Origin of the sequence: Frigidibacter sp. SD6-1, from assembly GCF_030143255.1 — a bacterium.
Taxonomy (GTDB): Bacteria; Pseudomonadota; Alphaproteobacteria; order Rhodobacterales; family Rhodobacteraceae; genus TMP-24.
The window spans coordinates 372,988-394,743 of sequence record NZ_JARJNR010000003.1 but is presented as its reverse complement, the minus strand read 5'-3'; the positions used below and the strand labels follow the sequence as shown (position 1 = coordinate 394,743).

29 protein-coding genes, 1 tRNA gene and 1 riboswitch are annotated in these 21,756 nt (G+C 65.4%); of the genes, 18 read left to right on the top strand and 12 right to left on the bottom strand.

Features of this window, described 5'->3' with window-relative positions; genetic code table 11:
- Positions 1 to 205 precede the first annotated feature (205 nt).
- From P0645_RS08340 to P0645_RS08305, 8 genes are all read left to right on the top strand, one after another.
- A complete protein-coding gene (locus tag P0645_RS08340) occupies positions 206 to 499 on the top strand; it encodes a ribbon-helix-helix domain-containing protein (protein WP_284164113.1) in 294 nt (97 codons plus the stop codon).
- A gap of 92 nt (positions 500 to 591) precedes the next feature.
- Positions 592 to 987: a VOC family protein gene (locus P0645_RS08335; protein WP_284164112.1), complete on the top strand. Its 396-nt coding sequence runs from the start codon at positions 592 to 594 to the stop codon at positions 985 to 987.
- Positions 988 to 1,018: 31 nt separating this feature from the next.
- Positions 1,019 to 1,540, top strand: coding sequence for a Twin-arginine translocation pathway signal (locus tag P0645_RS08330; RefSeq protein ID WP_284164111.1), 522 nt, complete (start codon positions 1,019 to 1,021; stop codon positions 1,538 to 1,540).
- Between the two features lie 15 nt (positions 1,541 to 1,555).
- Positions 1,556 to 3,124, top strand: coding sequence for a GMC family oxidoreductase (locus P0645_RS08325; RefSeq protein WP_284164110.1), 1,569 nt, complete (start codon positions 1,556 to 1,558; stop codon positions 3,122 to 3,124).
- Between the two features lie 348 nt (positions 3,125 to 3,472).
- Positions 3,473 to 3,790: a hypothetical protein gene (locus tag P0645_RS08320; protein WP_284164109.1), complete on the top strand. Its 318-nt coding sequence runs from the start codon at positions 3,473 to 3,475 to the stop codon at positions 3,788 to 3,790.
- A 385-nt stretch (positions 3,791 to 4,175) separates the two neighbouring features.
- Complete coding sequence (locus tag P0645_RS08315) at positions 4,176 to 4,301, top strand: hypothetical protein (RefSeq protein WP_284164108.1); 126 nt, start codon at positions 4,176 to 4,178, stop codon at positions 4,299 to 4,301.
- 115 nt (positions 4,302 to 4,416) lie between these two features.
- A tRNA-Trp gene (locus P0645_RS08310) sits at positions 4,417 to 4,492 on the top strand.
- A 94-nt stretch (positions 4,493 to 4,586) separates the two neighbouring features.
- A complete protein-coding gene (locus P0645_RS08305) occupies positions 4,587 to 5,915 on the top strand; it encodes a hypothetical protein (RefSeq protein ID WP_284164107.1) in 1,329 nt (442 codons plus the stop codon).
- A gap of 89 nt (positions 5,916 to 6,004) precedes the next feature.
- Here P0645_RS08305 and P0645_RS08300 read toward each other — a convergent pair whose 3' ends face one another.
- The 10 genes from P0645_RS08300 to P0645_RS08255 form a co-directional block, all read right to left on the bottom strand.
- Positions 6,005 to 6,349 carry a RebB family R body protein gene (locus P0645_RS08300; RefSeq protein ID WP_267635436.1) on the bottom strand — a complete coding sequence of 115 codons (345 nt, stop codon included), beginning with the start codon at positions 6,347 to 6,349 and terminating at the stop codon, positions 6,005 to 6,007.
- Positions 6,350 to 6,392: 43 nt separating this feature from the next.
- A complete protein-coding gene (locus tag P0645_RS08295) occupies positions 6,393 to 6,716 on the bottom strand; it encodes a RebB family R body protein (RefSeq protein WP_267635434.1) in 324 nt (107 codons plus the stop codon).
- A 42-nt stretch (positions 6,717 to 6,758) separates the two neighbouring features.
- Entirely contained in the window at positions 6,759 to 7,082 is a 324-nt protein-coding gene (locus P0645_RS08290) for a RebB family R body protein (protein ID WP_284164106.1), read from the bottom strand.
- A 63-nt stretch (positions 7,083 to 7,145) separates the two neighbouring features.
- Positions 7,146 to 7,775 carry a hypothetical protein gene (locus P0645_RS08285; protein ID WP_284164105.1) on the bottom strand — a complete coding sequence of 210 codons (630 nt, stop codon included), beginning with the start codon at positions 7,773 to 7,775 and terminating at the stop codon, positions 7,146 to 7,148.
- Positions 7,772 to 8,101, bottom strand: a complete 330-nt coding sequence (locus P0645_RS08280) for a hypothetical protein (RefSeq protein ID WP_284164104.1) — start codon at positions 8,099 to 8,101, stop codon at positions 7,772 to 7,774. The genes P0645_RS08285 and P0645_RS08280 overlap by 4 nt, the downstream gene beginning before the upstream one ends.
- 25 nt (positions 8,102 to 8,126) lie before the next feature.
- Entirely contained in the window at positions 8,127 to 9,521 is a 1,395-nt protein-coding gene (locus P0645_RS08275; RefSeq protein WP_284164103.1) for a hypothetical protein, read from the bottom strand.
- A gap of 27 nt (positions 9,522 to 9,548) precedes the next feature.
- Entirely contained in the window at positions 9,549 to 10,382 is an 834-nt protein-coding gene (locus tag P0645_RS08270; RefSeq protein ID WP_284164102.1) for a hypothetical protein, read from the bottom strand.
- A gap of 13 nt (positions 10,383 to 10,395) precedes the next feature.
- Positions 10,396 to 10,692 carry a RebB family R body protein gene (locus P0645_RS08265; protein ID WP_284164101.1) on the bottom strand — a complete coding sequence of 99 codons (297 nt, stop codon included), beginning with the start codon at positions 10,690 to 10,692 and terminating at the stop codon, positions 10,396 to 10,398.
- A gap of 10 nt (positions 10,693 to 10,702) precedes the next feature.
- Complete coding sequence (locus tag P0645_RS08260; RefSeq protein ID WP_284164100.1) at positions 10,703 to 11,329, bottom strand: RNA polymerase sigma factor; 627 nt, start codon at positions 11,327 to 11,329, stop codon at positions 10,703 to 10,705.
- A 69-nt stretch (positions 11,330 to 11,398) separates the two neighbouring features.
- A complete protein-coding gene (locus tag P0645_RS08255; protein WP_284164099.1) occupies positions 11,399 to 12,115 on the bottom strand; it encodes a Crp/Fnr family transcriptional regulator in 717 nt (238 codons plus the stop codon).
- Positions 12,116 to 12,325: 210 nt separating this feature from the next.
- A riboswitch (FMN riboswitch) is annotated at positions 12,326 to 12,474 on the top strand.
- Between the two features lie 75 nt (positions 12,475 to 12,549).
- On the opposite strand from P0645_RS08255, the gene P0645_RS08250 reads away from it, so the two are divergent.
- A complete protein-coding gene (locus P0645_RS08250) occupies positions 12,550 to 12,987 on the top strand; it encodes a 6,7-dimethyl-8-ribityllumazine synthase (RefSeq protein ID WP_284164098.1) in 438 nt (145 codons plus the stop codon).
- A gap of 15 nt (positions 12,988 to 13,002) precedes the next feature.
- Here the strand turns inward: P0645_RS08250 and P0645_RS08245 are convergent, their stop codons facing one another.
- On the bottom strand, positions 13,003 to 13,680 hold the full coding sequence (locus P0645_RS08245) for a TetR/AcrR family transcriptional regulator (protein ID WP_284164097.1): 678 nt from the start codon (positions 13,678 to 13,680) through the stop codon (positions 13,003 to 13,005).
- Positions 13,681 to 13,840: 160 nt separating this feature from the next.
- A complete protein-coding gene (locus P0645_RS08240) occupies positions 13,841 to 14,020 on the bottom strand; it encodes a hypothetical protein (RefSeq protein WP_284164096.1) in 180 nt (59 codons plus the stop codon).
- A 200-nt stretch (positions 14,021 to 14,220) separates the two neighbouring features.
- Between P0645_RS08240 and mbfA the strand changes: the two genes are divergently transcribed.
- The 9 genes from mbfA to P0645_RS08195 all read left to right on the top strand — a co-directional run bounded on the left by mbfA (position 14,221) and on the right by P0645_RS08195 (position 21,752).
- Positions 14,221 to 15,198, top strand: coding sequence for an iron exporter MbfA (mbfA, locus tag P0645_RS08235; protein ID WP_284164095.1), 978 nt, complete (start codon positions 14,221 to 14,223; stop codon positions 15,196 to 15,198).
- A gap of 31 nt (positions 15,199 to 15,229) precedes the next feature.
- Positions 15,230 to 15,925: a nitroreductase family protein gene (locus tag P0645_RS08230; protein ID WP_284164094.1), complete on the top strand. Its 696-nt coding sequence runs from the start codon at positions 15,230 to 15,232 to the stop codon at positions 15,923 to 15,925.
- A gap of 126 nt (positions 15,926 to 16,051) precedes the next feature.
- A complete protein-coding gene (locus P0645_RS08225; RefSeq protein ID WP_284164093.1) occupies positions 16,052 to 16,981 on the top strand; it encodes an AEC family transporter in 930 nt (309 codons plus the stop codon).
- 11 nt (positions 16,982 to 16,992) lie between these two features.
- Positions 16,993 to 17,826, top strand: a complete 834-nt coding sequence (gene fghA, locus P0645_RS08220; protein WP_284164092.1) for an S-formylglutathione hydrolase — start codon at positions 16,993 to 16,995, stop codon at positions 17,824 to 17,826.
- Between the two features lie 31 nt (positions 17,827 to 17,857).
- Positions 17,858 to 18,310 carry a YaiI/YqxD family protein gene (locus P0645_RS08215; protein ID WP_284164091.1) on the top strand — a complete coding sequence of 151 codons (453 nt, stop codon included), beginning with the start codon at positions 17,858 to 17,860 and terminating at the stop codon, positions 18,308 to 18,310.
- Positions 18,307 to 19,269: a DMT family transporter gene (locus P0645_RS08210; RefSeq protein ID WP_284164090.1), complete on the top strand. Its 963-nt coding sequence runs from the start codon at positions 18,307 to 18,309 to the stop codon at positions 19,267 to 19,269. The genes P0645_RS08215 and P0645_RS08210 overlap by 4 nt, the downstream gene beginning before the upstream one ends.
- Positions 19,266 to 20,246 (top strand): DMT family transporter, encoded by a 981-nt coding sequence (locus tag P0645_RS08205; protein WP_284164089.1) that lies wholly within the window; start codon positions 19,266 to 19,268, stop codon positions 20,244 to 20,246. The genes P0645_RS08210 and P0645_RS08205 overlap by 4 nt, the downstream gene beginning before the upstream one ends.
- Complete coding sequence (locus tag P0645_RS08200) at positions 20,218 to 20,844, top strand: HAD family hydrolase (protein WP_284164088.1); 627 nt, start codon at positions 20,218 to 20,220, stop codon at positions 20,842 to 20,844. The genes P0645_RS08205 and P0645_RS08200 overlap by 29 nt, the downstream gene beginning before the upstream one ends.
- Positions 20,841 to 21,752 (top strand): ornithine cyclodeaminase family protein, encoded by a 912-nt coding sequence (locus P0645_RS08195; RefSeq protein WP_284164087.1) that lies wholly within the window; start codon positions 20,841 to 20,843, stop codon positions 21,750 to 21,752. The genes P0645_RS08200 and P0645_RS08195 overlap by 4 nt, the downstream gene beginning before the upstream one ends.
- The last annotated feature ends 4 nt before the right edge of the window (positions 21,753 to 21,756 follow it).

The following is a 21,756-nucleotide window of genomic DNA, read 5'->3' as shown; positions in this document are numbered from 1 at the left end:
TCGGCGCCGGCGTCGTCTCGAAAATCCTGAAGTAAGTCGGGACATCGGATACCGGACGGGGCCAAGGCCCCGGACGGACAGACAGGACAGGGCCGCCCAACGGGCGGCCCTTTTCATTTGGAAGCAGTAGACCAAGGCTGCATTGACGATTCGGCCAAAGCAGCCCAAACTTTTCCACGCACAGTCATGCGGGGGAGAGCAGACCATGTGCCAGATATTCGCCGGGCAGAGCCCCGGTCGCTATGAAACCGTGACCCGTCGCCTCAGGCTGAACGGACAAAGCACTTCGATCCGGCTGGAGCGAGCCTTCTGGCGGATTCTCGATCAGATCGCGGATCGTGAGGGTCTGTCGACGCCCGCCTTCATCTCGAAGCTCCATTCCGAAGTACTGGAACTGCATGGCGAGGCGCCGAATTTCACCTCGCTCTTGCGCTGTGCCTGCACGATCCATCTGGGCGAATATGAGCAGGATGCGGGCGCGCGTATCGCCGCGGAATAAGCCGAACAAAATCGCCCTGTAGTATCCGGTTACTACCACCGGTCAAAATTGGTCATCTATATTTACCAAAATCGCATGATTTTGGAGGGCAGATGGCCAAGGCGATCCATTCGATGATCCGCGTCCTGGACGAGGCGCGCTCGGTTTCCTTCTATGAAAAGGCATTCGACCTGAAGGTCGCGGACCGGCTGGATTTCGAGACATTCACGCTGATCTATCTCTCGAACGCAGAGGCGACGTTCGAGCTGGAACTGACCGTCAACAAGGGCCGGACCGAGCCTTACGCCCTTGGCGACGGCTACGGGCATCTCGCGGTTTCGGTCGATGATCTCGACGCGCTTCATGCCCGGTTGACCGACGCCGGTCTTGGCCCCCGCAAGCTTGTGGAATTCAGGAACGGCGACCGGCTGGTCGCGCGCTTCTTCTTCATTGCCGATCCGGATGGCTACCAGATCGAGGTTCTCGAACGCGGCGGGCGGTTCCTGTGACCGGCCGCCTTCATCATCAAGGGAGGAATAGATGAGCAAGATCGAACGGCAAGGTCTGACCCGCCGCGCGCTGCTGGCGCGGGTGGTCTCGACCGGTGCGCTCGCGGTGACGGGCGTGGGTTTCATCGCCGCGCCCGACGCGGCCTGGGCGCTCGAGGTGACGACAATCACCGAACATCAGATGGCGACGCTTCTGCAGATGGCGCGCGACATCTACCCGCACGACAAGGTGGGCGACCAGTTCTACGCGGTGGCCGTGAAGGGTTACGACGCCGAGGACAAGAAGGCATTGGTCGAGGAGGGAGTCGCCGCGCTTGATGCCGCAGCGCAGGCGGCGGGCCACGCCGACTATGTGTCGATGGGCTGGGAGGAAGATCGTGTGAAAATCCTTCAGGCTATGGAAGATGCGCCTTTCTTCCAGACTGTGCGCGGTGGGCTCGTGACCGGCCTTTATAACCAGAAAGAGGTCTGGCCGATCTTCGGCTACGAGGGCGAGAGCTTCTCGAAGGGCGGCTATATCGAGCGCGGCTTCAACGACATCAACTGGCTTTGACCACGGGAGGATAAGATGGTCGCGAAATTCGAACTGACCGACGATTCCGTCGTGGTCGTCATCGGCACCGGCGCTGGCGGTGGGGTTCTGTCGAACGAACTGGCGCAGAAGGGCGTCAAGGTCGTGGCGCTCGAGGCGGGCGGACGTTACCTGCCCGAGGATTACATTAACGACGAATGGGAAAGCTTCGGGCAACTGGCCTGGACCGATCCCCGCACGACCTCGGGCGACTGGCGGGTGGCCAAGGATTTCTCCGGTCTGCCGGCCTGGATCGTGAAGGCGGTGGGCGGGACCACCACCCATTGGGCCGGCGCTTCAATCCGGTTTCAGGAACACGAGTGGAAGGCGTTGACGAGTTATGGGCCGGTTGACGGGGCAAACCTGCTCGATTGGCCCATAGACGCGGCCGAAATGGCACCTTGGTACGAGAAGGCCGAGGCGAAGCTCGGCGTCACGCGTACTGGTGACAGGGCAGGCCTGCCCGGCAACAACAACTTCAAGGTCTTCGAAAAAGGCGCTCGCGCGCTTGGCTACAAGGAAGTCCACACCGGGCGCATGGCGATCAACTCGGCAGATTATGATGACCGGATGGCTTGCCAACAGACCGGCTTTTGCTTCCAGGGCTGCAAGTGGGGCGCCAAATGGTCAGCCGCCTACACGGACATTCCGCGCGGCGAGGCGACAGGCAACCTGGAGGTCCGAGATCACGCCCACGTGGCGCGCATCCTGCACGACGACAGCGGCAAGGTGACGGGTGTCGAATATTTCGACAAGGACGGCAATCTGCAGATGCAGAAGGCGCGTATCGTCTGTGTGGCGGGCAATTCGTTCGAAAGCCCGCGCCTCTTGCTGAATTCCGCATCGTCGATGTTTCCGAACGGGCTTGCCAACTCCTCCGATCAGGTCGGGCGCAACTACATGCGCCACACGACGGGTTCGGTCTATGCGGTCTTTGACAAGCCCGTCCGCATGTGGCGCGGCACGACCATGGCCGGGATCGTGCAGGACGAGGCGCGCCATGATCCCTCTCGGGGCTTCGTCGGCGGTTACGAGCTGGAAACCCTTTCGCTCGGCCTACCCTTCATGGCGGCCTTCCTCAACCCGGGTGGCTGGGGTCGGTCGTTTACCACCGCGCTCGACAGTTACGAGACGATGGCCGGCATGTGGATCGTGGGCGAAGACATGCCGCAGGCCACCAACCGTGTGACCCTGTCGGATGTGAAGGATCAATGGGGCCTGCCGGTCGCGAATGTCAATTTCTCGGACCATCCCAATGACATCGCGATGCGCAACCATGCCTACAAGCAGGGACAAGCGATCTACGAGGCGGTCGGCGCGACGCGCACCTTCCCGACGCCGCCCTATCCTTCGACCCACAATCTCGGGACCAACCGCATGTCGGAAAAGCCCGAGGACGGCGTGGTGAACAAATGGGGCCAGACCCATGATATCGCGAACCTCTTCGTCTCGGACGGCAGCCAGTTCACCACGGGCGCCGCAGAAAACCCGACGCTGACCATCGTGGCGCTGGCAATCCGTCAGGCCGACCATATCGCCAGCGAGATGGCAGCGGGCAGCATCTGAGCACCACCGAGTCGAGCCGGAAGCCGCCCCGAAAGGGGCGGTTTTTCGCATTTCTGGCGCCAGAATCCACCTGTGCGCCACCGCAGAACCGATCTGCACCATCCGAAATCACGCACAAATCACGGGGCAGCACACAGATATCTGTGTCCCTGTAACAAGCCTTCACCTTCCTTTACGGCTGCTTCATCGGCCTTGGCCCCACCTGGTGCGCCCATGCTCACGTCAAGGGAAATTTCCCGTGATTTTTCGGGAGCATAGGGTGATTTCTCTTTCCAGTGCCGCTCCCCCATCTTGGCCTCATCGGAGCACGACGCTCCGCCCCACATCGAAAACCGAAAGGAACTCACCATGAAACGCATCGTTCTTGCCACCGCCCTCGCAGCCCTCGCAGCTCCGACCTTTGCCATGGCGCCCTCGCATCAGATCCTGTCCGCCGCGGATGAGGCGGCGATCCGCACCATCGTACCGGGCGCCGATCTGTCGAACCTGACTGACGCCCAGCGCGCGGCGCTCGCCTCGGCGCTCTACAGCTCCGAAAACAATGAGGTCGGCCAGACTGTCCGCTCGATCCTCATCAACTCTGCGGTCGAGGCATCGCGCGCCTCGGACTTCGGGACCTACGTGCCTGCGTCGAACAACACGACCAAGGGCTCGGACGAACGCTGACAGGCGCTCGCATATGCCCGCCCCGGCAGCTCCCTGCCGAACGGGCCGCCCTGACGGGCGGCCCCTCTTCCTGTCGGTGTCCCGGTTGCGCACGCGTGCAGAGTACCTTGCACGACACAATGGCATGCGTCCGCTGCACGGCAGGGTTGGGGACTGCGCCATAGGCGGCGAACGATTTCCCGCGGAAGCTCATCGTCTGGACAGAACGTTCCGAAGCCTTCTCCCGTCAGGACAAGCTTGTTACCGCAGGGCAGGAACCGCACCTGTCAAGCACATGATTTTCACATGAAATCCGCGGGTTGCGGCGGGTTTTCTTCGCGCCGATCCGATGCCATCTGTTGCTTGCCGGGCTACGACAGCCCCTTGGCACCGAAAGGACAGACCGATGAAAAGCTTCGCTCTCTCCACGCTCGCCGCCATCGCGCTCGCGCCCTCGGCCTTTGCCTTCACCCCCGTTCCGCGGCTCCTGCCCCCGACGGCCGAGGCAGAGATCCGCGCAATCCTGAACTGACCCACGTCTGAACGACCCCGGGGCCGCCGCGGAACGGGCGGCCCCACTCTTTCCAGACAGTCGACGATACCCCCTTGATTTCCCCGCGCCGCTGGCCTAACCCCTGCCTCGGCCTAGGGGTATAGCTCAGCTGGTAGAGCGACGGTCTCCAAAACCGTAGGTCGCGGGTTCGAGCCCTGCTGCCCCTGCCAACTTCCCGATCATTCACGGAACCGGACTTTCATGCACCGGTCGAACTTTTGCCTCAGTCCCTTCCGATAACGCGAAAAACGTCTGGAGGGTTCAATGGCGCGTTTGATCTTGGCGGTGGTTTTCGGTCACTGGATTTTGCAGTTCGTCGCAGCGGGCGCGATCGCGTTCCTCGCCTGGCAGTTCAGTATTTCGGATGAGGAACGCGCCGAACGGATCGCCAGGATTGCGACTGCCGAGGCCCCCGCCCCCGCCGCTATTGCGGACTTCGCCTTCGATTCGGCCAGCGGGTCAGAGCAGGAGGTCAACCTGTCGGCCATCGTGGCGACGGATTTCAACACCCGGCTGACCAAGAGGACCAATCTCGTCAAGACCGGCGAGGTCGCCATCTACTTCCTGATGGACAGCGATGCGACGAAGGCGAGCCGCGAGGTCAGGGCGGCGATCGTGCTGTCTCCGGGCGAGGTCGACCGCTTCGCCGAATGGGCGGTCAGCAACATTGTGGACTTCGGTGAGGCAGGACCGATCATCCAGATCGGCGGGCTGGCGCGCGGATCGAACGCCGAAAGCGACGGTGTGAACAAGGTCTTGCGCGACAATCACCTGACCAAGGGGCCGGACTTCTTCTATATCGCACCGTTCCTGGCCGGGCGCGACGCTTCGCTGGCGGCGTTCGCAGAACGCAGCAAGCGCGAGGATTCACCTTTCTTTTGGGTGGTGGCGGGCGTCCTTTTCGCCATTGGCTGCGCAAATCTTGCGCTTCGTACCACGCTTGGCGGGAACCGCGGGGCCGAGCCGCCCCTCCGCCATGAGGTCACTCAGGTCCCGAGCGCACTCGCGGAAGGCAGCACCCTCAGCCGACGCGCGCGGCGCAAGCTGGTTGAGGCGGCTGAGCGTGAGCGACTTGGCTATGTGCCAAGCGGTCGCAGCCTTTTCGGCCTTCCGATTCCCAAGGCGGGCTTTCTGGGTAAGGTCGCCTTGTTGTTCCTGTTCGTGGGACTCTTTTTCAGCGATGCGGACGCAAGCACCGGCGCTGGCAGATACAGGATGGCGACGTACTTCTTCGCGATCATGGCCGTGATGTTCTTCCCACTGATCCGTGCAAAGCTCCAAGGCTATCCGCGCACCATCGAAAGCGCGGCGCCGGTCGCCCGATACGCCATGGCTACCGCAGTCCCCAACGCCACCGGCAATCTGACGGCCGTCGATAGCCCCGTCGGCCATGCGGCGCCCGACCTGTCCGCCCTGCGCAGGTCGCGGATGCCGCAGACGAACGACACGGACGCGGGCACGCATCCACCCTCGGGCGCCGGCGTCCTGCCACGCCGCCCGGCACAGCCCGACAGCGATCCGTTCGAACGGATCATGAAACGCCAGGAGGCGACAAGGCGCGCCCTTCTGGATCGGACCGGGGCAGAGAGCTAGACTGGGCGTCGACGACAGCTCGATACAGCGACCTTCTGGGAACATCGAAGCGGGCGCCCCATGGGGCGCCCGTTCGTCGTCGCGATCCGTCAGATCGAGCCCGCGGGGGGTCGCTGCTTGAAGGCGTTCAGCACGGTCAGAAGCCCGGTCATGTTGTCGGCGACGCCGGTCTGCCCGATCTTTTCCGACGCGCCGGCCGTCGCGGTCGTGTCGAGGCTGTAGATCTGCATCACGCCCTGGTTCGCGGCGGCCTGGCTCAGCGCGTTCTGCTGCTGGGCGGCGGCGACCGAATTTTCGAACAGGATGCCGGTCGAATGGGCCATCGTCTGGTAGATCGTGCCCAGCGCCATCGCGGGCGCCTCGCCCACGACCTTGACGTTGGATTGGGTCACCGCGTCGGTGATCTGGCTGTTCACGGGGGTAGGCCAAGTCATAGGTTACTCCTCTCTCTGGTGGTGTGCTTCCGCCGGTCGGGCATCAGCTCTTGAAGGCGTTCAGGACGGTGAGAAGCCCGGTCAGATTGTCGGCGACGCCGACCTGGCCGATCTTCTCCGACGCGCCCGCCGTCGCGGTCGTGTCGAGGCTGTAGATCTGCATCACGCCCTGGTTCGCGGCGGCCTGCGCCAGCGCGTTCTGCTGCTGGGCGGCGGCGACCGCGTTCTGAAACAGGATGCCGGTCGAATGGGCCATCGTCTGATAGACCGTGCCCATCGCCATCGCAGGCGCCTCGCCCACGACCTTGACGTTCGATTGTGTCACCGCGTCGGTGATCTGGCTGTTCACGGGGGTAGGCCAAGTCATCTGTTACTCCTGTGGTAAGGGACTCGGGGGTCTATCCGGGCCTCAGCCGCGGAAGGCTTTCAGAACGGTCAGAAGGCCGCTCATATTGTCGGGCAGGCCGGTCTGGCCGACCTTCTCGGAAGCCCCGGCGACGGCCGTCGTGTCGAGGCTGTAGATCTGCATCACGCCCTGGTTCGCAGCGGCCTGGCTCAGCGCGTTCTGCTGCTGGGTCGCGGCGACGGCATTCTGCATGAGGATGCCGGTCGAATGGGCCATCGTCTGGTAGATGCTGCCCATCGCCATCGCGGGCGCACCGGCGACGACCGTCACGTTCGTCTGGGTCACCGCATCGGTGATCTGGCTGTTCACGGGAGTGTTCGAGGCCATCTGTCTTTCCTTCGCTCTGGGGCCACCTGTCAGGGGCGGCGGGATGTCTTGGTCTGTTGGCCCTCAGGCCGTCTTCTTCGCGGCCGCGCGGCGACCTTCGGCCTGCAGCGCGGCGGCAAGCTGTTCGCGGATCTCGGCCGACAGTTCGTTGCAGATGCGGATCGCGGTTTCCGACACTTCGTTCAGCCGCTTCTCGATCCGCGCCTCCGCCTGCAGCATCTTCATGTCGACCGCCGCCGTGACCTCGATGCGGATCAGTTCCGCCAGGAGATGGGCGAGCGACTGCAGTTCCTGCGCCGAGGGCGCGGCGCCCGGTCCGGGCAGGTGATTTTCCAGAAGCATCTGCAAGGTCCGTTCCTCCAGCCGCGACAGCGATTTCGCCCCGCCCGGGGTTTCCGTGGCACCGACGGCGGCAGTGGCCTGCGACGCACCCGACAGGGTCTGAGCCTCGTCGCGGGCGACAGAGGCGAGTGCCGATTGCATCGCCCGTTCCGCCGCCGTCCGCCCCTCGGCGATCACCGCCGAGGCCGCGGCAAGCCCGGTGTTCAGCTTGCCCATCGCCTCGTTGCTCATCTGCTGCTCGCGCTCGAACCAGGCGACGACAAGACGCGTCTCTTCCTCGGTCAGCTCGCGGTTCAGCCAGGACTTGGCGACCTGCATCACCCGGGCAAGCTCGGTGATCAGCCCGCTCATTTCCGCTCGCTCTTCTTCACGCCCGGTCTCAGGGGGCGATCCAGCGGGCGTTCCTCGAAATCGACGGTGACGCGGCGCTCGGTGACGCCTTCGCGCACCGTCTCGGTGAGGCGCTCCTCGAAGCCCTCGCGCCGGGCCTCGACCTCGGCCGCCGCGCGCCATGCGCGGCCAAGCGCATCGCGGGCCGCCGTCAGCTCGGACGCGAGCCGGTCGATCGGCGGCAGGCTCACATCCTCGCATTCGATCAGATACTGGCTCCAGTCCGCGAGGACCTGGCTCAGCAGCGCCGATGTGCGGTCGCGGAGATGTTCGATATCGTTCAGCATGGGAACCTCCGGGGAAGGGAATGGATCAGTTGGCGATCTGGGCGGCCTGGACCTGCCCGTATTCGGCGCGGTCAAGGAAAGGCGCGATCAGCTGGGAGTAGCGGTCAGCGTTCGCGAACGGATGCCCGGCAAGCTGCATGCCGCGCTGGACCCTGGCCTGGATCGTGCCGCCCAGAACCTGTGCGGGCAGCGCGGGATCGAACTCGCCAGGGAAGAGCATGCGGAACACTTCGCGCGACAGTTTTTCAAGCGTGATCGCCGGGCCCGGATTGGCGGTGTTTATCTGGCCGACCACGCCGTTATAGAAGCCGACACCGAAGATGAGGGGATTGATCGAATCCGGATTTTCCTGCCCGATCGCGTAGGTGAAGGGGACGATCATCGCCACTTCATTCTGGTCGCTCGGCGCGTTCGGCATCTGGAAGATGTCCTGCAGGATGAAAAGCGCCCGCCCGCCGTTCTGCGGCCGCTGACCCTGCCCGCCAAGCACCGTCCAGCGCGCCTGCTGCCAGTCTGCATAGATGTTGGCGATGGAATCGAAGGCAATGTTGGTGAGGAACGGCGAGTAGATCTGGGTGATGCGCGGTCCGGCGTGACGCAGCTGGCGTGGCATCAGGTTCAGCGCCATCATGGCTTCCGGCATCGAATGGTGCAGCTGCGCCACCATGCCCGCCACCACGGCAAGCGCCCGGCCGTCCTGCATCATCGCGACGATCTCGTCCTTGATCGCGTTCAGGTCCGCTATCTGGTTCTGACCATGCACCGTCGCCGCAAGCGCCAGCATCGTCAGCTCGTTCGTCGCCGAGCCCGAGATGTCGCCCGTCTCGTAATAGCCAAGCATCCGGTCGATGGTGCCAAGTACATCGTCGGCGGGCAGATACCATTGGGTGATGCCCACCGGCGGAATCGGGCTGAGGATGTCGCGTCGCTTGATGCGGATGCGGTTCGTCGTCTTGCTGAAGGCCTGGGCATTCTGCAGCGTCGCCATGAAGGCGCGCATGTCGCCTATCGCGCCGCCAACCTGCGATTCCGCGAACCGGTCGGCCAGGGCAAAAAGCGCGTCACCCAGCGCAAGCGGATTGATCACCGCATTCTGGCTGATGACATGGATCTGCGCCAGCGCCCGGATATGGTTCGACGCCTTGTCATCAGGATCGTTGGGCTGATAGCCATCCCAAAGCGACTGCTGGCCAAGCTGGAACGGGTGCTGCACGGGTGCGTTTGTCACGACCAGCCGGGCCTGATCGCAGATGGCCTGCAATTGAGTCGCGGCAGCGTTCAGCGGATTGCCATTTGCCATGATCCGGTCAAGCAGCCTGATCGCAAAACTCTCGTCGACCTGCTTCATCTTGTTCTTCTGGGCCTCGACATCCCTGCCGGCGAACCAGCGGATCTGATCTATCTGCGCCACGAACGGCATCTCTCTCTCCCTCTTTCCTGAGCCGGTTCAGCCCTGCCCGCCTGTCCGGCTGGCAATGCTCTCGGTAATCTGCTTGATGGCGAACCCGGCCGAGGCCGCCTCCATCGCGCCGCCCGCAGCGGCGACGGCCATCGCGCCCGCCAGAAGCAGTTCCGTCCCGGCGATGGCGAGCCCGTCCTCGACCGCGCCCGCCTCGTTGCCCGACGCGATATCCTCGGTCAGCTTGCGCAGGATGACGGACTGGCTCGCCATCACGAGCTTGGTCATTCCGTCGAAATAGGCGGCGGCCGACTGGGCGGCGAGGCCCGCCGCCTGGCCGATCATCTGGTCGGGCGGCGCGACGATGACGGTGGGCGCATAGGCGGTCACTTCGCGGTTGCCGAACTGGACCGATTGCACCGTCTCGTCATTCATCGCCGATGTGTCGCTGCTGCCGTCGCCGCCCGGGATCACCGGGGGTGTGCCCGCCCCCGGCGCGCCCGGCGCGGCAAGCGGCCCCGCACCGGGCGCCTTCGCTGCCAGGGCCAGGGCACGGTATGTCTGCAGGGGCGATGTCGGTGCGTCAGCCATGGTCATGCCCGTTCCTCCGATCCGTTTGTCCAGCGCCACGGCATCCGCCGCCGCGCGCGCCACCGCCCGGCGCGAGGCGAATTCGACCGCCTTCCCCGCGCCGGCGATCCGGCCTTCCGCCTTCACAGCCACCGCCGCGACCGCGCTTTCCGCCCGCCCCGCCGCATCCGACAGCAGGTCGGTCTCGACCCGGTCGAACGCAGAGGCGAGCGCACCGGCGTCCTTCGCCGCTCCCCCTGCCGCCCCGCCGCCGAGACGCGAGAGGACCATGTTCTTCAGCGTGCCGAACATCACTCATGCCCGGTCAAGGCTTTGGCGTGTGCGGCGTGCCGCCAGAGCTGCCGCCCGCGCCACCCCCGCCGCCGCCGCCCGGCGTCGTCGGGATCGCGAGGATCTCGCGCACCGCCGTTGCCACCACCGCATTGCCGATCTGGTTGAGGTTCTGCTGGCTCTGCACCGCGTTCTGCATCGACAGGCCCGCCGCATGCGTCGCCATCTGGTAGAGCATGCCCAGCGACTGGGCGGGCGCGCTGGCAACCACATTGACGTTCGACTGGGTGACGGCGTCGGTAATCTGACTGTTCACGGGGGTCTGGTTCATCTGCGGTCCATCATTCGGCTGGTGTTAGGTCTGACTGCACGAGCGCCTTCACCATTGAAGACGCGCGAGCGGCGGGCCTGTGAGGGCGCGCGGCCGGTTTTTCTTCGCCAAGCGCGCACCGCAGCCGGTCACGCGCTTCCTGCACGCGCTTGCGCGCGCAGGCCTCGCTGATCGACAGGCGCCGCGCTATGCCGCTGTAGGGCTCCTCATCAAAGACCCGGGCGCCGAGCGGTGCCGAAAGCGCCGAGGGCAGTGCGGCGAGCGCAAGCGCAAGGCGGGCGAGCGTCTCGCGCGCGGCAAGGCGGCGTTCGGTATCCTCGTCGCCAGCCATCTCGTCCGGCACCAGGTCGCAGGGCGCGCCACGCCGGGCGAGCCCGCGCCAGTGATCCCGCGCCACATGGCCGAGCGCGGTATGGAACAGGGCCTCGGCATTGCCGACGGGGCGCGCGGTCCGGCGGACATATTCGATCAGCTTGAGGAGCGTGCGCGACAAGAGCGCCTCGGCCAGGTCCCGGTCGCCCCGCGCGAGCCGCCGCGCGCGCCGCACGAGCGGCGAATAGGCATATCGCCAGAGCGACGCGATCTCCTCGGCCGGGTCGCCGCTGCTCTCGCCGCCGAACGGTGCCATCTGGTTCATGCCATCCTCCCTCTTTTCGGGGAAGCTGGCATCGGTAGCGCCTGCGATCAGTTACGCGCGTAACAGCTGTCACTCGTTCGTCCCGGCCAGATCGTAGCGGCGCCAGAACGCGTCGCTTCGGGTCACCGTCACCCGGCCCCGTTCCAGCGTGATCTCGCCTTCGCTTGCCCATTTCTGCAGCGTGATATTCACCCGCGTCCGGCTGGCATGAACAAGCGTCGCGATCCGTGGCTGACTGTCCTTGAGCGGTATCGGCGCCTCCGCTCCGTCCGATGTCTCCGCCCGGTCCCTCAGATAGGAGGCAAGGCGCTTCTCCAGACTGTACAGCGACAGGCGCCGGAAATTCTCGCGCAGTACCGCAAGCTCCGCCCGCGCCTCGCGCGCGATCGCCGCCTGCATCACATCCAGCATCAGAAGCGCCCGGCTGTCGCGCTCCGACAGGCGGATCGCCTGACAGTCGCCGACCGCCAGCAATGTCGCCGACCCGCCCCTTCCGTCGGCAAGATCGCTCAGCCCGATCACCGACCCCGGACCATGACTTGCCAGGAATGCCTGTCGGCCATCAGCCTCGCTCAGGACGGCGTCGATCGTGCCCGCAAGCACGATCGACAGGCCCCGGACCGGTTCGCCTTCGGTGTGAATCACCTGCCCGCGCCTGTAGCGCACCACAAGCGCGCGCTCCGCGAGCCGCTCCAGATAGTCCGGTCGCAGCGGGGCAAGGAGCGCGACGGCCCGAAGGTGCGAGAGAATGATCTCTTTGGCTGAATAAGGCGTTCTGCTGCGCATCGGCACGGTTTTCTGTGCCAGACGGCGGGCCCCCGCCAGACGGCTGCTGCGTTCAGGACAAGAAAACCAAGGACAGACACCCCATGTAAGGCACACTTATAGGTTGTAATTCGTACTGCACAACGAATTTGAAACCCGCGCCTGCGTTTTCTGTTTTCTGGGTACGCGCCGGTGAACCCTTGCCATTGCCCGGGCATCGGCGCACTCTCGCCCTGTTCTCAGGGCGGGGCGAAATTCCCCACCGGCGGTATGGCGCCCCGGCGCCGAGCCCGCGAGCGCCCCGGATTTCAGTCCGGGGGTCAGCAGACCCGGTGCAAGGCCGGGGCCGACGGTTACAGTCCGGATGAAAGAGAACGGGCAGGGAAACGGCGCACAGCCGTAGCCTTGTTTCGTGATCGCCTTGGGTGACCGTGTCGCTTTGAAAGGAGATCATCATGACACACACCCGCTATGCCTTCCTCAAGGCCAACTGGCATGCCGATATCGTCGACCGCGCACTTGATGGCTTCGCTGCCGAAATCGGGAGCGTTCCGGTCGATATCTTCGATGTCCCGGGCGCGTTCGAGCTGCCGCTTCTTGCCCGCGACCTTGCCGCGACCGGGCGCTACGCCGCCGTGATCTGCGCGGCTTTCGTGGTCGACGGCGGCATCTACCGCCACGAATTCGTCGCCGACACGGTGGTCGGCGCACTGATGCGCGCCCAGATGGACACAGGGGTTCCGGTCCTGTCGGTGGTGCTGACCCCGCACGCCTATCAGGAGACCGAAGCGCACCGGGCCTTCTTCACCGCTCACTTCGTCGAAAAGGGCCGCGAGGCGGCGCGCGCCGCGCGCGCGATCACCGGCCTCAGATCGGACCTGCGCGCGGCCTGACCGGCTGCGTCCGCCTTACTTTCTGTCCGGAAATACTCCCGGGGGGTCCGGGGGGCAGGCAGCCCCCCGGCCTTCCGCCCCGTAACGCGCCAGAAACATCTCGACCGCGCCTTTGGCCACCCGGTCGCGGTCGGCCCTGGTGAAGGTCCGCTTCACCCCGAAGACGACGGCGGGAAAAATGTCGGCCTTGCAAAGTTCCGCAAACTGGTCGGCCGCCAACAAAGTGTCCTCGATGACCAGTTCGCCCCGCGCGACGGAACCGTCCAGATAATCCTTGATCCGGTCGCGGACGAGCGCGGGACCGCTTTCGTAGAACTGCTGGCCAAGCTCGGGGAATCGTTCGGTCTCGGCCACGCAGATGCGAAAGACCCGGCGCCCGAAGTCCGAGAGGAAAAAGTCGATGATCCGCCGCGCCGCCTCGGGCAGGACGCAGTCGGGCGGCAGGGTCAGGCCCACCAGCTCCACGGCCTCATCGGCCTGACGCTTGCATTCGCGCCGCGCGATCTCGACGAAAAGGATGCGCTTGTCGGGGAAGTAACTGTAAAGCGTGGCCTTGGACACGCCCGCCTCCCGCGCGATATCGTCGACCGACGCGCCCTCGAACCCGTCGCGCATGAATATCTTGCGGGCGCCTTCCAGCACCTGGTCGAACTTGCGCCCCTTGCGGAGCGTGTCTGCGGCCTCGATTGTCACGTCGGTCTCTCCCCGGATGCGATCATAGACCCGGGCATCCGGCCGCCGCAAGCGAAGCGGCGACGCAAAGAAGAAGGGCGGGCCCCGCCCGAGGCCCGCCCCTGTTCCGCCGGAGAGGGGGGATGAGTGGTGGCACCGGCGGACAGGTCGCTGACCGCCGTCAGCCTTCGGCCCCGGCGCAGCCCACGGGCTGGGTTGCGGGGCCGGTACAGCCGCGCGTCACGCCCGCATCGGTCGGGAAGTCGAGGCGCGGAATGTCGAAGCTGAAGCCTCCGGCAGCGGCCGGCAGGGCGGCGAGGCCAAGAAGAATGGCGACAGAGGCGGTGCGGATAAGGCTCATGATGCCCTCCAGGTAAACTGTTTCGTTCAGTGGCACCCAACTAAACTCTCCGGTTCACTTATGCAAGCGAAAACTGAACTGATGAGTTCATTTTTTGCCGCCTGCGGCAACCCGCCGCACATCGGGGGGCTCGACGGCGCAGGCTTGTGCTCCCTCACATCGGCGCCTAGTTTGGAATCATTCCAAAGAGGGAGGCATCCATGATCCCGGGCCTTGCGACGCGGCGGCGCTTCTCCGACCTCAGCGAACAGGAAATCCTCGCGCTCGCCATCTCGTCCGAGGAGGACGATGCGCGCATCTACCGGACTTACGCCGAACGGCTGAGACAGGACTATCCGTCCTCGGCGCAGATCTTCGACGCGATGGCAGCCGAGGAGGATACCCACCGCCAGTGGCTGATCGAGCGGCACCGCGCCCGCTTCGGCGAGGTCATACCGCTCCTTCGCCGCGAACATGTGGCGGGATTTTACGCCCGCAAGCCGGTCTGGCTGGTCGAAAATCTCGGGCTCGACCGGATGCGGGCCGAGGCGGCGGCGATGGAGGCGCAGGCCGCCGGCTTCTACACGCGCGCCGCCGCGCAGACCCGGGATGCCGCGACCCGCAAGCTTCTGGGCGACCTCGCCGCCGCCGAGGCGCGCCACGAAGCCAAGGCCGGCGATCTGACCGAACGACATCTGGACGGCGCGGCGCGGGCGGAGGAGGACAGCGCCGCCCACCGGCAGTTCCTGCTGACCTGGGTGCAGCCCGGACTGGCCGGCCTGATGGACGGGTCGGTCTCCACCCTCGCGCCGATCTTCGCCACCGCCTTCGCGACGCAAGACCCGCACACGACGCTGCTTGTCGGTCTCGCCGCCTCGGTCGGGGCGGGGATTTCCATGGGCTTCACCGAGGCCGTCCATGACGACGGCGTCCTCTCAGGCCGCGGCGCACCGTGGAAGCGCGGTCTTGCCTCGGGCGTGATGACAACGCTTGGCGGGCTCGGCCATGCGCTGCCCTATCTCATCCCGGATTTCTGGACGGCGACAGCGATCGCGATCGCTGTCGTCTTCGTCGAACTGTGGGCCATCGCCTGGATCCAGAACCGCTATATGGACACGCCCTTCCTGCGCGCCACCTTCCAGGTCGTCCTTGGCGGCGCGCTGGTATTTGCTGCTGGCGTCCTGATCGGCGGCGGGTAATATCGGGTCCGAATCGAGAGGTCTGACGTCTATGTATTTCCGCGAGCAAGTCCGCTACGAACCGCTGCCCCTGCCCGACCGCGTCCGCCGCCCCGATGACGAGGCTGTCCGCGAGGCGGAGGCCTTTCGCGACGATCTGCGAAAGCGCCATTCGGTGAGGGATTTCTGCGCCGACCCCGTTCCGGAAGAGGTGATCCGCGCCTGTGTCGAGGCGGCCGGAACCGCACCTTCGGGCGCCAATCACCAGCCCTGGTTCTTCGTCGCGATCTCGGACCCGGCGATGAAGGCGCAGATCAGGGCAGCGGCCGAGGAAGAGGAAAAGGATTTCTATGCGGGCGGCGGCGGCGATGAATGGCTGAAGGCGCTGGAACCGATCGGCACGGGCGTCTCGAAACCCCATCTCGATATCGCACCCTGGCTCATTGTCATCTTCGCCCAGCGCCATGGCGTGACGAAGGATGGCGAGCGCTACAAGAATTACTATGTCCCCGAAAGCGTGGGCATTGCGACCGGCATGCTGATCACCGCGCTGCACCGGGCCGGGCTCTGCTGTCTGACCCATACGCCCAACCCGATGCGGTTCCTGAACGGTCTCTGCGGGCGGCCGGAAAGCGAAAAGCCGATCATGATCCTCGCGGTCGGCCATCCGGCGGCGGATGCGACGGTTCCCGCCGTCGCCAAGCTGAAGAAACCGTTGGGCGAGATCCTGTCGGTTCACAAGGGCTGACCCCTCCCCCCGCGCGACCGCCGATTTCTTTGAAAGAAATCGGCCCGGAGTTTTCAAAAACTCCGGGTCCCGCCCCTCTGGTCGCCTCTGGTCCCGGCCCGGGCGGAATGGTATGCGCGGGAACAGATGCTGGAGATTTTCCTCAGAACCCTGCCTTTCTTCGCGCTCATCGGCCTTGGCTGGGGCGCGGGGCGCACGGGCTTCTTTCCGGCTGTTGCCACCGAATGGCTCACCCGCTTCGTCTTCTATTTCGCCTTGTCGGCGATGCTCTTCCGCTTCGCCGCGACCCTGCCGATCACCGGCATCTTCGATCTGCCGTTCGTTCTGGCCTATCTGACCGGCTGTTTCGCCATCTACGGCCTTGCCTTTGCCGTCGCCCTCGCCCGCCGCCTGAAGATCGAGGAAGCGGCGATGGAGGCGCAATGCGCCATCATCGGCAACACGGGCTTCCTCGGTGTGCCGCTGCTCGTCGCGCTCCTCGGACCGCAGGCCGCCGGGCCGGTCCTCATGTGTCTGGTCGTCGATCTCATCGTCTTTTCATCGCTCATCACTCTCATCGTCACCGCAAGCCGTGAACGGCAGGTGGGCGCGGCCATCATCCGCAGCCTTCTCGGCGGTCTGGCGAAGAATCCGATGATCGTCTCGATGCTGGCTGGGATGATCTGGTCGCTCTTCACGCCCACCCTGCCCCGGCCAGTGGACGATTTCCTGACGATCCTCGGCGCCGCCGCCACGCCCGGCGCGCTCTTCGCCATCGGCGCCTCGCTTTCCGGCCGCTCGGCTGACCGCCCGGCCGCCGCGCTCTGGCTCAGCCTCTGCAAGCTCGTCCTTCACCCCGCCGCCGTCGCTTTCGCGGCCCTCCGCCTCTATCCGGTCGAGCCTTTCGCGGCGGGCGTGATGATCGCCGCCGCCGCATTGCCGGTCGCGGGCAACGTCTATATCCTTGCCAGTCATTACGGCATCGCCCCCCGGCGGGTGTCGGCATCCATCCTCATTTCCACGGCGGCCAGCATCCTTACCGTCCCGCTGGTCGTGGCCTGGATCACCAACGCCTGATCGGAGGGCCAATGCAGACCATATCGGAGAACAAGTGCTACGGCGGCATCCAGGGGGTCTATTCCCACCGTTCGGACGCTTGCGCCTGCGACATGACCTTCGGGCTTTTCCTGCCGAAAGAAGCCGCGGACGAGCCGGTGCCGGTGCTCTGGTACCTCTCCGGCCTGACCTGCACCCACGAAAACGCTATGGTGAAGGCTGGCGCGCAGGCCTGGGCGGCCGATCATGGCATTGCGCTGGTCTTCCCCGACACGAGCCCGCGCGGCGAGGGTGTGGCGAATGACGAGGCCTATGATCTGGGTCAGGGTGCGGGCTTCTATGTGAACGCGACCGAGGCGCCCTGGACCACCCATTTCCGCATGTGGGACTATCTGGCCGAGGAACTGCCTGATCTCGTCACCGCCACCTTTGCGGTCGACGAGGATCGTCAGGCGATCACCGGCCATTCTATGGGCGGCCATGGCGCATTGACACTCGCCATGCGGCTGCCGGGCCGCTTCCGCTCGGTCTCGGCCTTCGCGCCCATTGCCAACCCGACCCAGTCCGACTGGGGCCGCAAGCAGTTCACCGCCTATCTCGGCGCCGACGAAAGCACATGGGCCGCCCATGACGCGACACTCCTGATGCGGCGGCTCGGTTTCGACGGGCCGGTGCTGATCGATCAGGGTTCGAAGGATCAGTTCCTCGACCTCCTGAAACCCGAAGCGCTGGCACAGGCGATGATGGAGCGGCGGCAGAACGGCCTTGTGCGCATGCAGCCGGGCTATGACCACAGCTATTTCTTCGTCTCGACCTTCATGGCCGATCACATGGCCTTCCATGCGGAGGCTCTGTTTCAGGATTGATCCAGCACCCTCCCGTATCGGTCGACCGGTTATGACCCTCTTCATCGACGCCGACGCCTGCCCGGTGAAGGACGAATGCGTGCGCGTGGCCGAACGGCTTTCGGTGCCGGTGAAGCTCGTCTGCAACGGCGGTATACGCCCGCCCGCCCATCCTCTGGTCGAGACGGTCTATGTCACCGAAGGCCCGGACGAAGCCGACAAATGGATCGCCGAGCGCGCAGGGCCCGGTGACGTGGTGGTCACGGGCGACATACCGCTGGCGGCAAGATGCGTGGCGGCGGGTGCCCGGGTGCTGAAACATGACGGCGAGACGCTGACCGAAGCCAATATCGGCAATGTGCTCGCCACCCGCGACCTGATGGCCGACCTGCGCGCCGCCGATCCCTTCCGGCAGGGCGGAGGCAAGGGCTTTTCGAAGGCGGACCGCTCGCGCTTCCTCGATGCGCTGGACCGGACCCTGCGCGCCGCGGCGAGGCAGCCATGAATCCCAGCCGCGCCGCCCTTCTCGGGATCTTGTGCATGTTGGGCGCCGTGTTCTTCGGGACTGTCCTCGATGTGGCGATCAAGTTCCTGTCGTCGGGCTATGCGCTCCACCAGATCATCCTGATCCGCACCCTGGTCGCCATCGTGATGCTCATCGCGATCGTCCTGTGGCAGGACGGCGATTTCCGCCAGTTCCGCACCCGCCGCATCGGCGCGCATTTCTGGCGCACCATGATCGTGATGCTGTCGAACGTCTGCTTCTTCACCGGCCTCGCCGCCATGCCTTTCGCCGACGCGCTCGCCATCGCCTATGTCGCGCCTCTGCTGATCACCGGCGCCTCGGCGCTTTTCCTGGGCGAGAAAGTCGGCCCCCATCGCTGGGGCGCGGTTATCGCGGGCCTCATCGGCGTCGTGGTGATGTTGCGTCCGGGGGCCGAGGCGATCCAGCCTGCGGCGATCCTCGTCCTTCTGTCGTCGATCTGCTATGGCATCAGCCAGCTCATGACCCGGCAGATGCGCGAGACGGAAAGCACCGTGACGCTGAACATCTACCTCCATGTCGGCTTCCTGATCATCAGCCTTGCCATGGGCATCGTGGCAGGCGACGGGCGGTTCCTCGGCGATCCCGACAGCACCATCGCCTTCCTCCTTCGGCCCTGGGTCTGGCCACCGCTTCCCGACTGGCCAATCCTTGCCGTGACCGGCATTTCCGTCGCCCTCGCCGGTCTGTTCGTCAGCCAGGCCTATCGGCTGGCCGAGGCGGCGCTGGTCGCGCCCTTCGAATATCTCGGCATGCCGCTCGCGATTCTTGCAGGGGTCGTGGTCTTCGGCACCTGGCCCGATACGGTCGCCTGGATCGGCATCGCGCTCATTGGCGGCGCGGGGCTCTACGTCCTCTGGCGCGAGACGGTGCACCGGTCCGTCAAAGACCCCGCAACCCCGGTCGGAGGCGAGATGTGACCGCGACACCCGGCGCCATCCGCCCCGTTCCGACGCCGCTCCGCGGCATATTCTTCGCACTCGGCGGCGCGCTGGTCCTCTCGGTCAACGATCTCGCCATCAAGGCGCTTTCCGGCAACTACGCCCTGCATCAGGTCATCCTGACCCGCGCCTTCGTGGGCATGGCGCTGGTCCTGACAGTGATGGCTCTGTCGCAACGCGGGCTCAGGCAGATCGCAACCCGCCGCCCGCGCGACCATCTGATCCGCGTTACGATCGTGATGGTGTCGAACGTCACCTATTTCCTCGGCCTCGCCGCCCTGCCGCTGGCCGATGCCGTAGCGACCGCCTTCGTCGCCCCCCTCTTCATCACGCTTCTGTCCGCGCTTGTCCTGAAGGAGCCGGTCGGCCCCCGCCGCTGGGCCGCCGTGGCGGTGGGCATGGTGGGCGTCGTCGTGATGCTGCGCCCCGGCGCGGGCGTCATCCACCCGGCAACGCTGCTCGTCCTCATTTCCGCGCTTTGCTATGCCTCAAGCCACATGATGACCCGCCGCATGCGCGATAGCGAAAGCGCGATGACGCTGAATTTCTACACGCAACTGGGCTTCATATTCGTGTCTTCCACGATGGGTCTCGTTGTCGGAGACGGTCACCTTTCAGGCACCTCGGACCCATCCCTCGCATTTCTCCTTAGGCAATGGCACTGGCCGCCCTTCGCCGACTGGCCCTATTTCATCGCCACGGGCCTCGCCGTCGGCATCGGTGGGCTCATGATGAGCCAGGCCTACCGCACCACCGAGGCCGCGCTGGTCGCGCCCTTCGAATATGCGGGCATGCCGATGGCGATCCTCTGGGGGGTGCTGTTCTTCGGCACATGGCCCGACATGACCGCCTGGGCGGGGATTGCACTTATCTGCGGGGCGGGCCTTTATACGCTCTGGCGGGAAACGGTCAGGAAACAGGTGCAGGATGTCGCGGCCCCAAGCGGTGATCTTTGATATCGGCAATGTGCTGGCGGAATGGCACCCCGAACGGGTCTACGACCGGCTGATCGGGCGTGAGCGGCGCGAGCGGCTGTTTGCCGAGATCGACCTGCACTGGATGAACGCGGCCATCGACACCGGCGCGCCTTTTCTGGCGACGGTCGAGGAATGGGCCGAGGATCATCCCGAATGGTCGTCCGAAATCCGCATCTGGCATGACCGCTGGATCGACATGTTCTCTCCGGTGATTCCGGGGTCCGTCCGCCTCCTCGACGCGCTGCGCACCAAGGGCGTGCCGGTCTTCGCCCTGACGAATTTCGGCACCGACACCTTCGCCTACGCACAGACCCAGTATGACTTCATGAACAGCTTCGACCGCGCCTATGTCTCGGGCAGGATGGGCGTCATCAAGCCTGACCCGCGCATCTACGAGATGGTGGAAAAGGATTGCGGCCTGCCGCCTGAAAGCCTTCTCTTCACCGATGACCGGGCGGACAATATCGCCGCCGCGACAAGTCGGCGCTGGCGCACCCATCTGTTCGACGGCTGGCAGGGCTGGGCGCGGCGGCTGGTGGCCGAGGAACTCTTGACGGAAAAGGAGGCAGGCCTGTGACCTTCCGCATCGTCGGCCCCGAGGCCGAAGCGAAACTGAACTGGCTCGCCCTGACCGACGCGCTCGCGGCCGGCCATGCCCTGCCGCGTGCAGAGGTCGGCGATACGCTCCTGCGCCACGGGCCCGATACGCTCCTGACCCGTTCGGCCTGGATCCCCGGCATGGGGATCGCGGTGAAGGCCGCGACGATCTTTCCGGGCAATCCCGCGAAGGGGCTCGACGCAATCGACGGCGCGGTCAACCTGATGTCGGCCGAGACCGGCGCGCTGGAGGCGCTGGTCGACTTCAAGCTGGTGACCAAATGGAAAACGGCAGGCGACAGCCTGCTTGCCGCCCGTCGCCTTGCCCGGCCCGATGCCGAGCATATCCTTGTCGTCGGCGCAGGCGCCGTCGCCCGGTCGATGATCGAGGCCTACTCGGCCGCCCTTCCGAAGGCCCGGTTCCATGTCTGGGCGCGCAATCCCGACGCCGCCCGCGCCTTCGCCGACGCGACCGGCGCCCGGCCTGCGCCCGACCTCGAAACCGCCGTCCGCCGCGCCCATGTCATCGCCACCACGACGATGGCGACCGAGCCGCTGATCCGGGGCGCCTGGCTTTCGCCCGGCACACACCTCGACCTGATCGGCGCCTACCGGCCCGACATGCGCGAATGCGACAGTGACACGTTCGCCCGCGCCCGCGTCTTCGTCGATGCCCGCGCCACCACGCTCCACCATATCGGCGAGCTGATGGTGCCGCTGAAGGAAGGCGCTATCACCGAAGCGGACGTGGTCGCCGACTTCTACGACCTGCCGTCCGGCCGCTTCACACGCCGGACCGCCGACGAGATCACCCTGTCCAAGAACGGTGGCGGCGCGCATCTCGACCTCATGACAGCGCATTACATCCTGTCAGCAGCAACCAGCTGATCCT

Bases quoted from the DNA above. Each gene is read 5' to 3' on its own strand.
- P0645_RS08290 (WP_284164106.1), bottom strand. From the start codon at position 7,082: ATGGCCTCGAACACTCCCGTGAACAGCCAGATCACCGATGCGGTGACC.
- P0645_RS08295 (WP_267635434.1), bottom strand. From the start codon at position 6,716: ATGACTTGGCCTACCCCCGTGAACAGCCAGATCACCGACGCGGTGACA.
- P0645_RS08330 (WP_284164111.1), top strand. From the start codon at position 1,019: ATGAGCAAGATCGAACGGCAAGGTCTGACCCGCCGCGCGCTGCTGGCG.
- P0645_RS08255 (WP_284164099.1), bottom strand. From the start codon at position 12,115: ATGCGCAGCAGAACGCCTTATTCAGCCAAAGAGATCATTCTCTCGCAC.
- P0645_RS08270 (WP_284164102.1), bottom strand. From the start codon at position 10,382: ATGTTCGGCACGCTGAAGAACATGGTCCTCTCGCGTCTCGGCGGCGGG.
- P0645_RS08300 (WP_267635436.1), bottom strand. From the start codon at position 6,349: ATGACTTGGCCTACCCCCGTGAACAGCCAGATCACCGACGCGGTGACC.
- P0645_RS08225 (WP_284164093.1), top strand. From the start codon at position 16,052: ATGCTGGAGATTTTCCTCAGAACCCTGCCTTTCTTCGCGCTCATCGGC.
- P0645_RS08200 (WP_284164088.1), top strand. From the start codon at position 20,218: ATGTCGCGGCCCCAAGCGGTGATCTTTGATATCGGCAATGTGCTGGCG.
- P0645_RS08285 (WP_284164105.1), bottom strand. From the start codon at position 7,775: ATGAGCGGGCTGATCACCGAGCTTGCCCGGGTGATGCAGGTCGCCAAG.
- P0645_RS08275 (WP_284164103.1), bottom strand. From the start codon at position 9,521: ATGCCGTTCGTGGCGCAGATAGATCAGATCCGCTGGTTCGCCGGCAGG.
- P0645_RS08230 (WP_284164094.1), top strand. From the start codon at position 15,230: ATGTATTTCCGCGAGCAAGTCCGCTACGAACCGCTGCCCCTGCCCGAC.
- P0645_RS08260 (WP_284164100.1), bottom strand. From the start codon at position 11,329: ATGAACCAGATGGCACCGTTCGGCGGCGAGAGCAGCGGCGACCCGGCC.
- P0645_RS08320 (WP_284164109.1), top strand. From the start codon at position 3,473: ATGAAACGCATCGTTCTTGCCACCGCCCTCGCAGCCCTCGCAGCTCCG.
- P0645_RS08265 (WP_284164101.1), bottom strand. From the start codon at position 10,692: ATGAACCAGACCCCCGTGAACAGTCAGATTACCGACGCCGTCACCCAG.
- P0645_RS08325 (WP_284164110.1), top strand. From the start codon at position 1,556: ATGGTCGCGAAATTCGAACTGACCGACGATTCCGTCGTGGTCGTCATC.
- P0645_RS08305 (WP_284164107.1), top strand. From the start codon at position 4,587: ATGGCGCGTTTGATCTTGGCGGTGGTTTTCGGTCACTGGATTTTGCAG.
- P0645_RS08215 (WP_284164091.1), top strand. From the start codon at position 17,858: ATGACCCTCTTCATCGACGCCGACGCCTGCCCGGTGAAGGACGAATGC.
- P0645_RS08340 (WP_284164113.1), top strand. From the start codon at position 206: ATGTGCCAGATATTCGCCGGGCAGAGCCCCGGTCGCTATGAAACCGTG.
- P0645_RS08280 (WP_284164104.1), bottom strand. From the start codon at position 8,101: ATGCTGAACGATATCGAACATCTCCGCGACCGCACATCGGCGCTGCTG.
- P0645_RS08210 (WP_284164090.1), top strand. From the start codon at position 18,307: ATGAATCCCAGCCGCGCCGCCCTTCTCGGGATCTTGTGCATGTTGGGC.
- fghA (WP_284164092.1), top strand. From the start codon at position 16,993: ATGCAGACCATATCGGAGAACAAGTGCTACGGCGGCATCCAGGGGGTC.
- P0645_RS08315 (WP_284164108.1), top strand. From the start codon at position 4,176: ATGAAAAGCTTCGCTCTCTCCACGCTCGCCGCCATCGCGCTCGCGCCC.
- P0645_RS08335 (WP_284164112.1), top strand. From the start codon at position 592: ATGGCCAAGGCGATCCATTCGATGATCCGCGTCCTGGACGAGGCGCGC.
- P0645_RS08250 (WP_284164098.1), top strand. From the start codon at position 12,550: ATGACACACACCCGCTATGCCTTCCTCAAGGCCAACTGGCATGCCGAT.
- P0645_RS08240 (WP_284164096.1), bottom strand. From the start codon at position 14,020: ATGAGCCTTATCCGCACCGCCTCTGTCGCCATTCTTCTTGGCCTCGCC.
- mbfA (WP_284164095.1), top strand. From the start codon at position 14,221: ATGATCCCGGGCCTTGCGACGCGGCGGCGCTTCTCCGACCTCAGCGAA.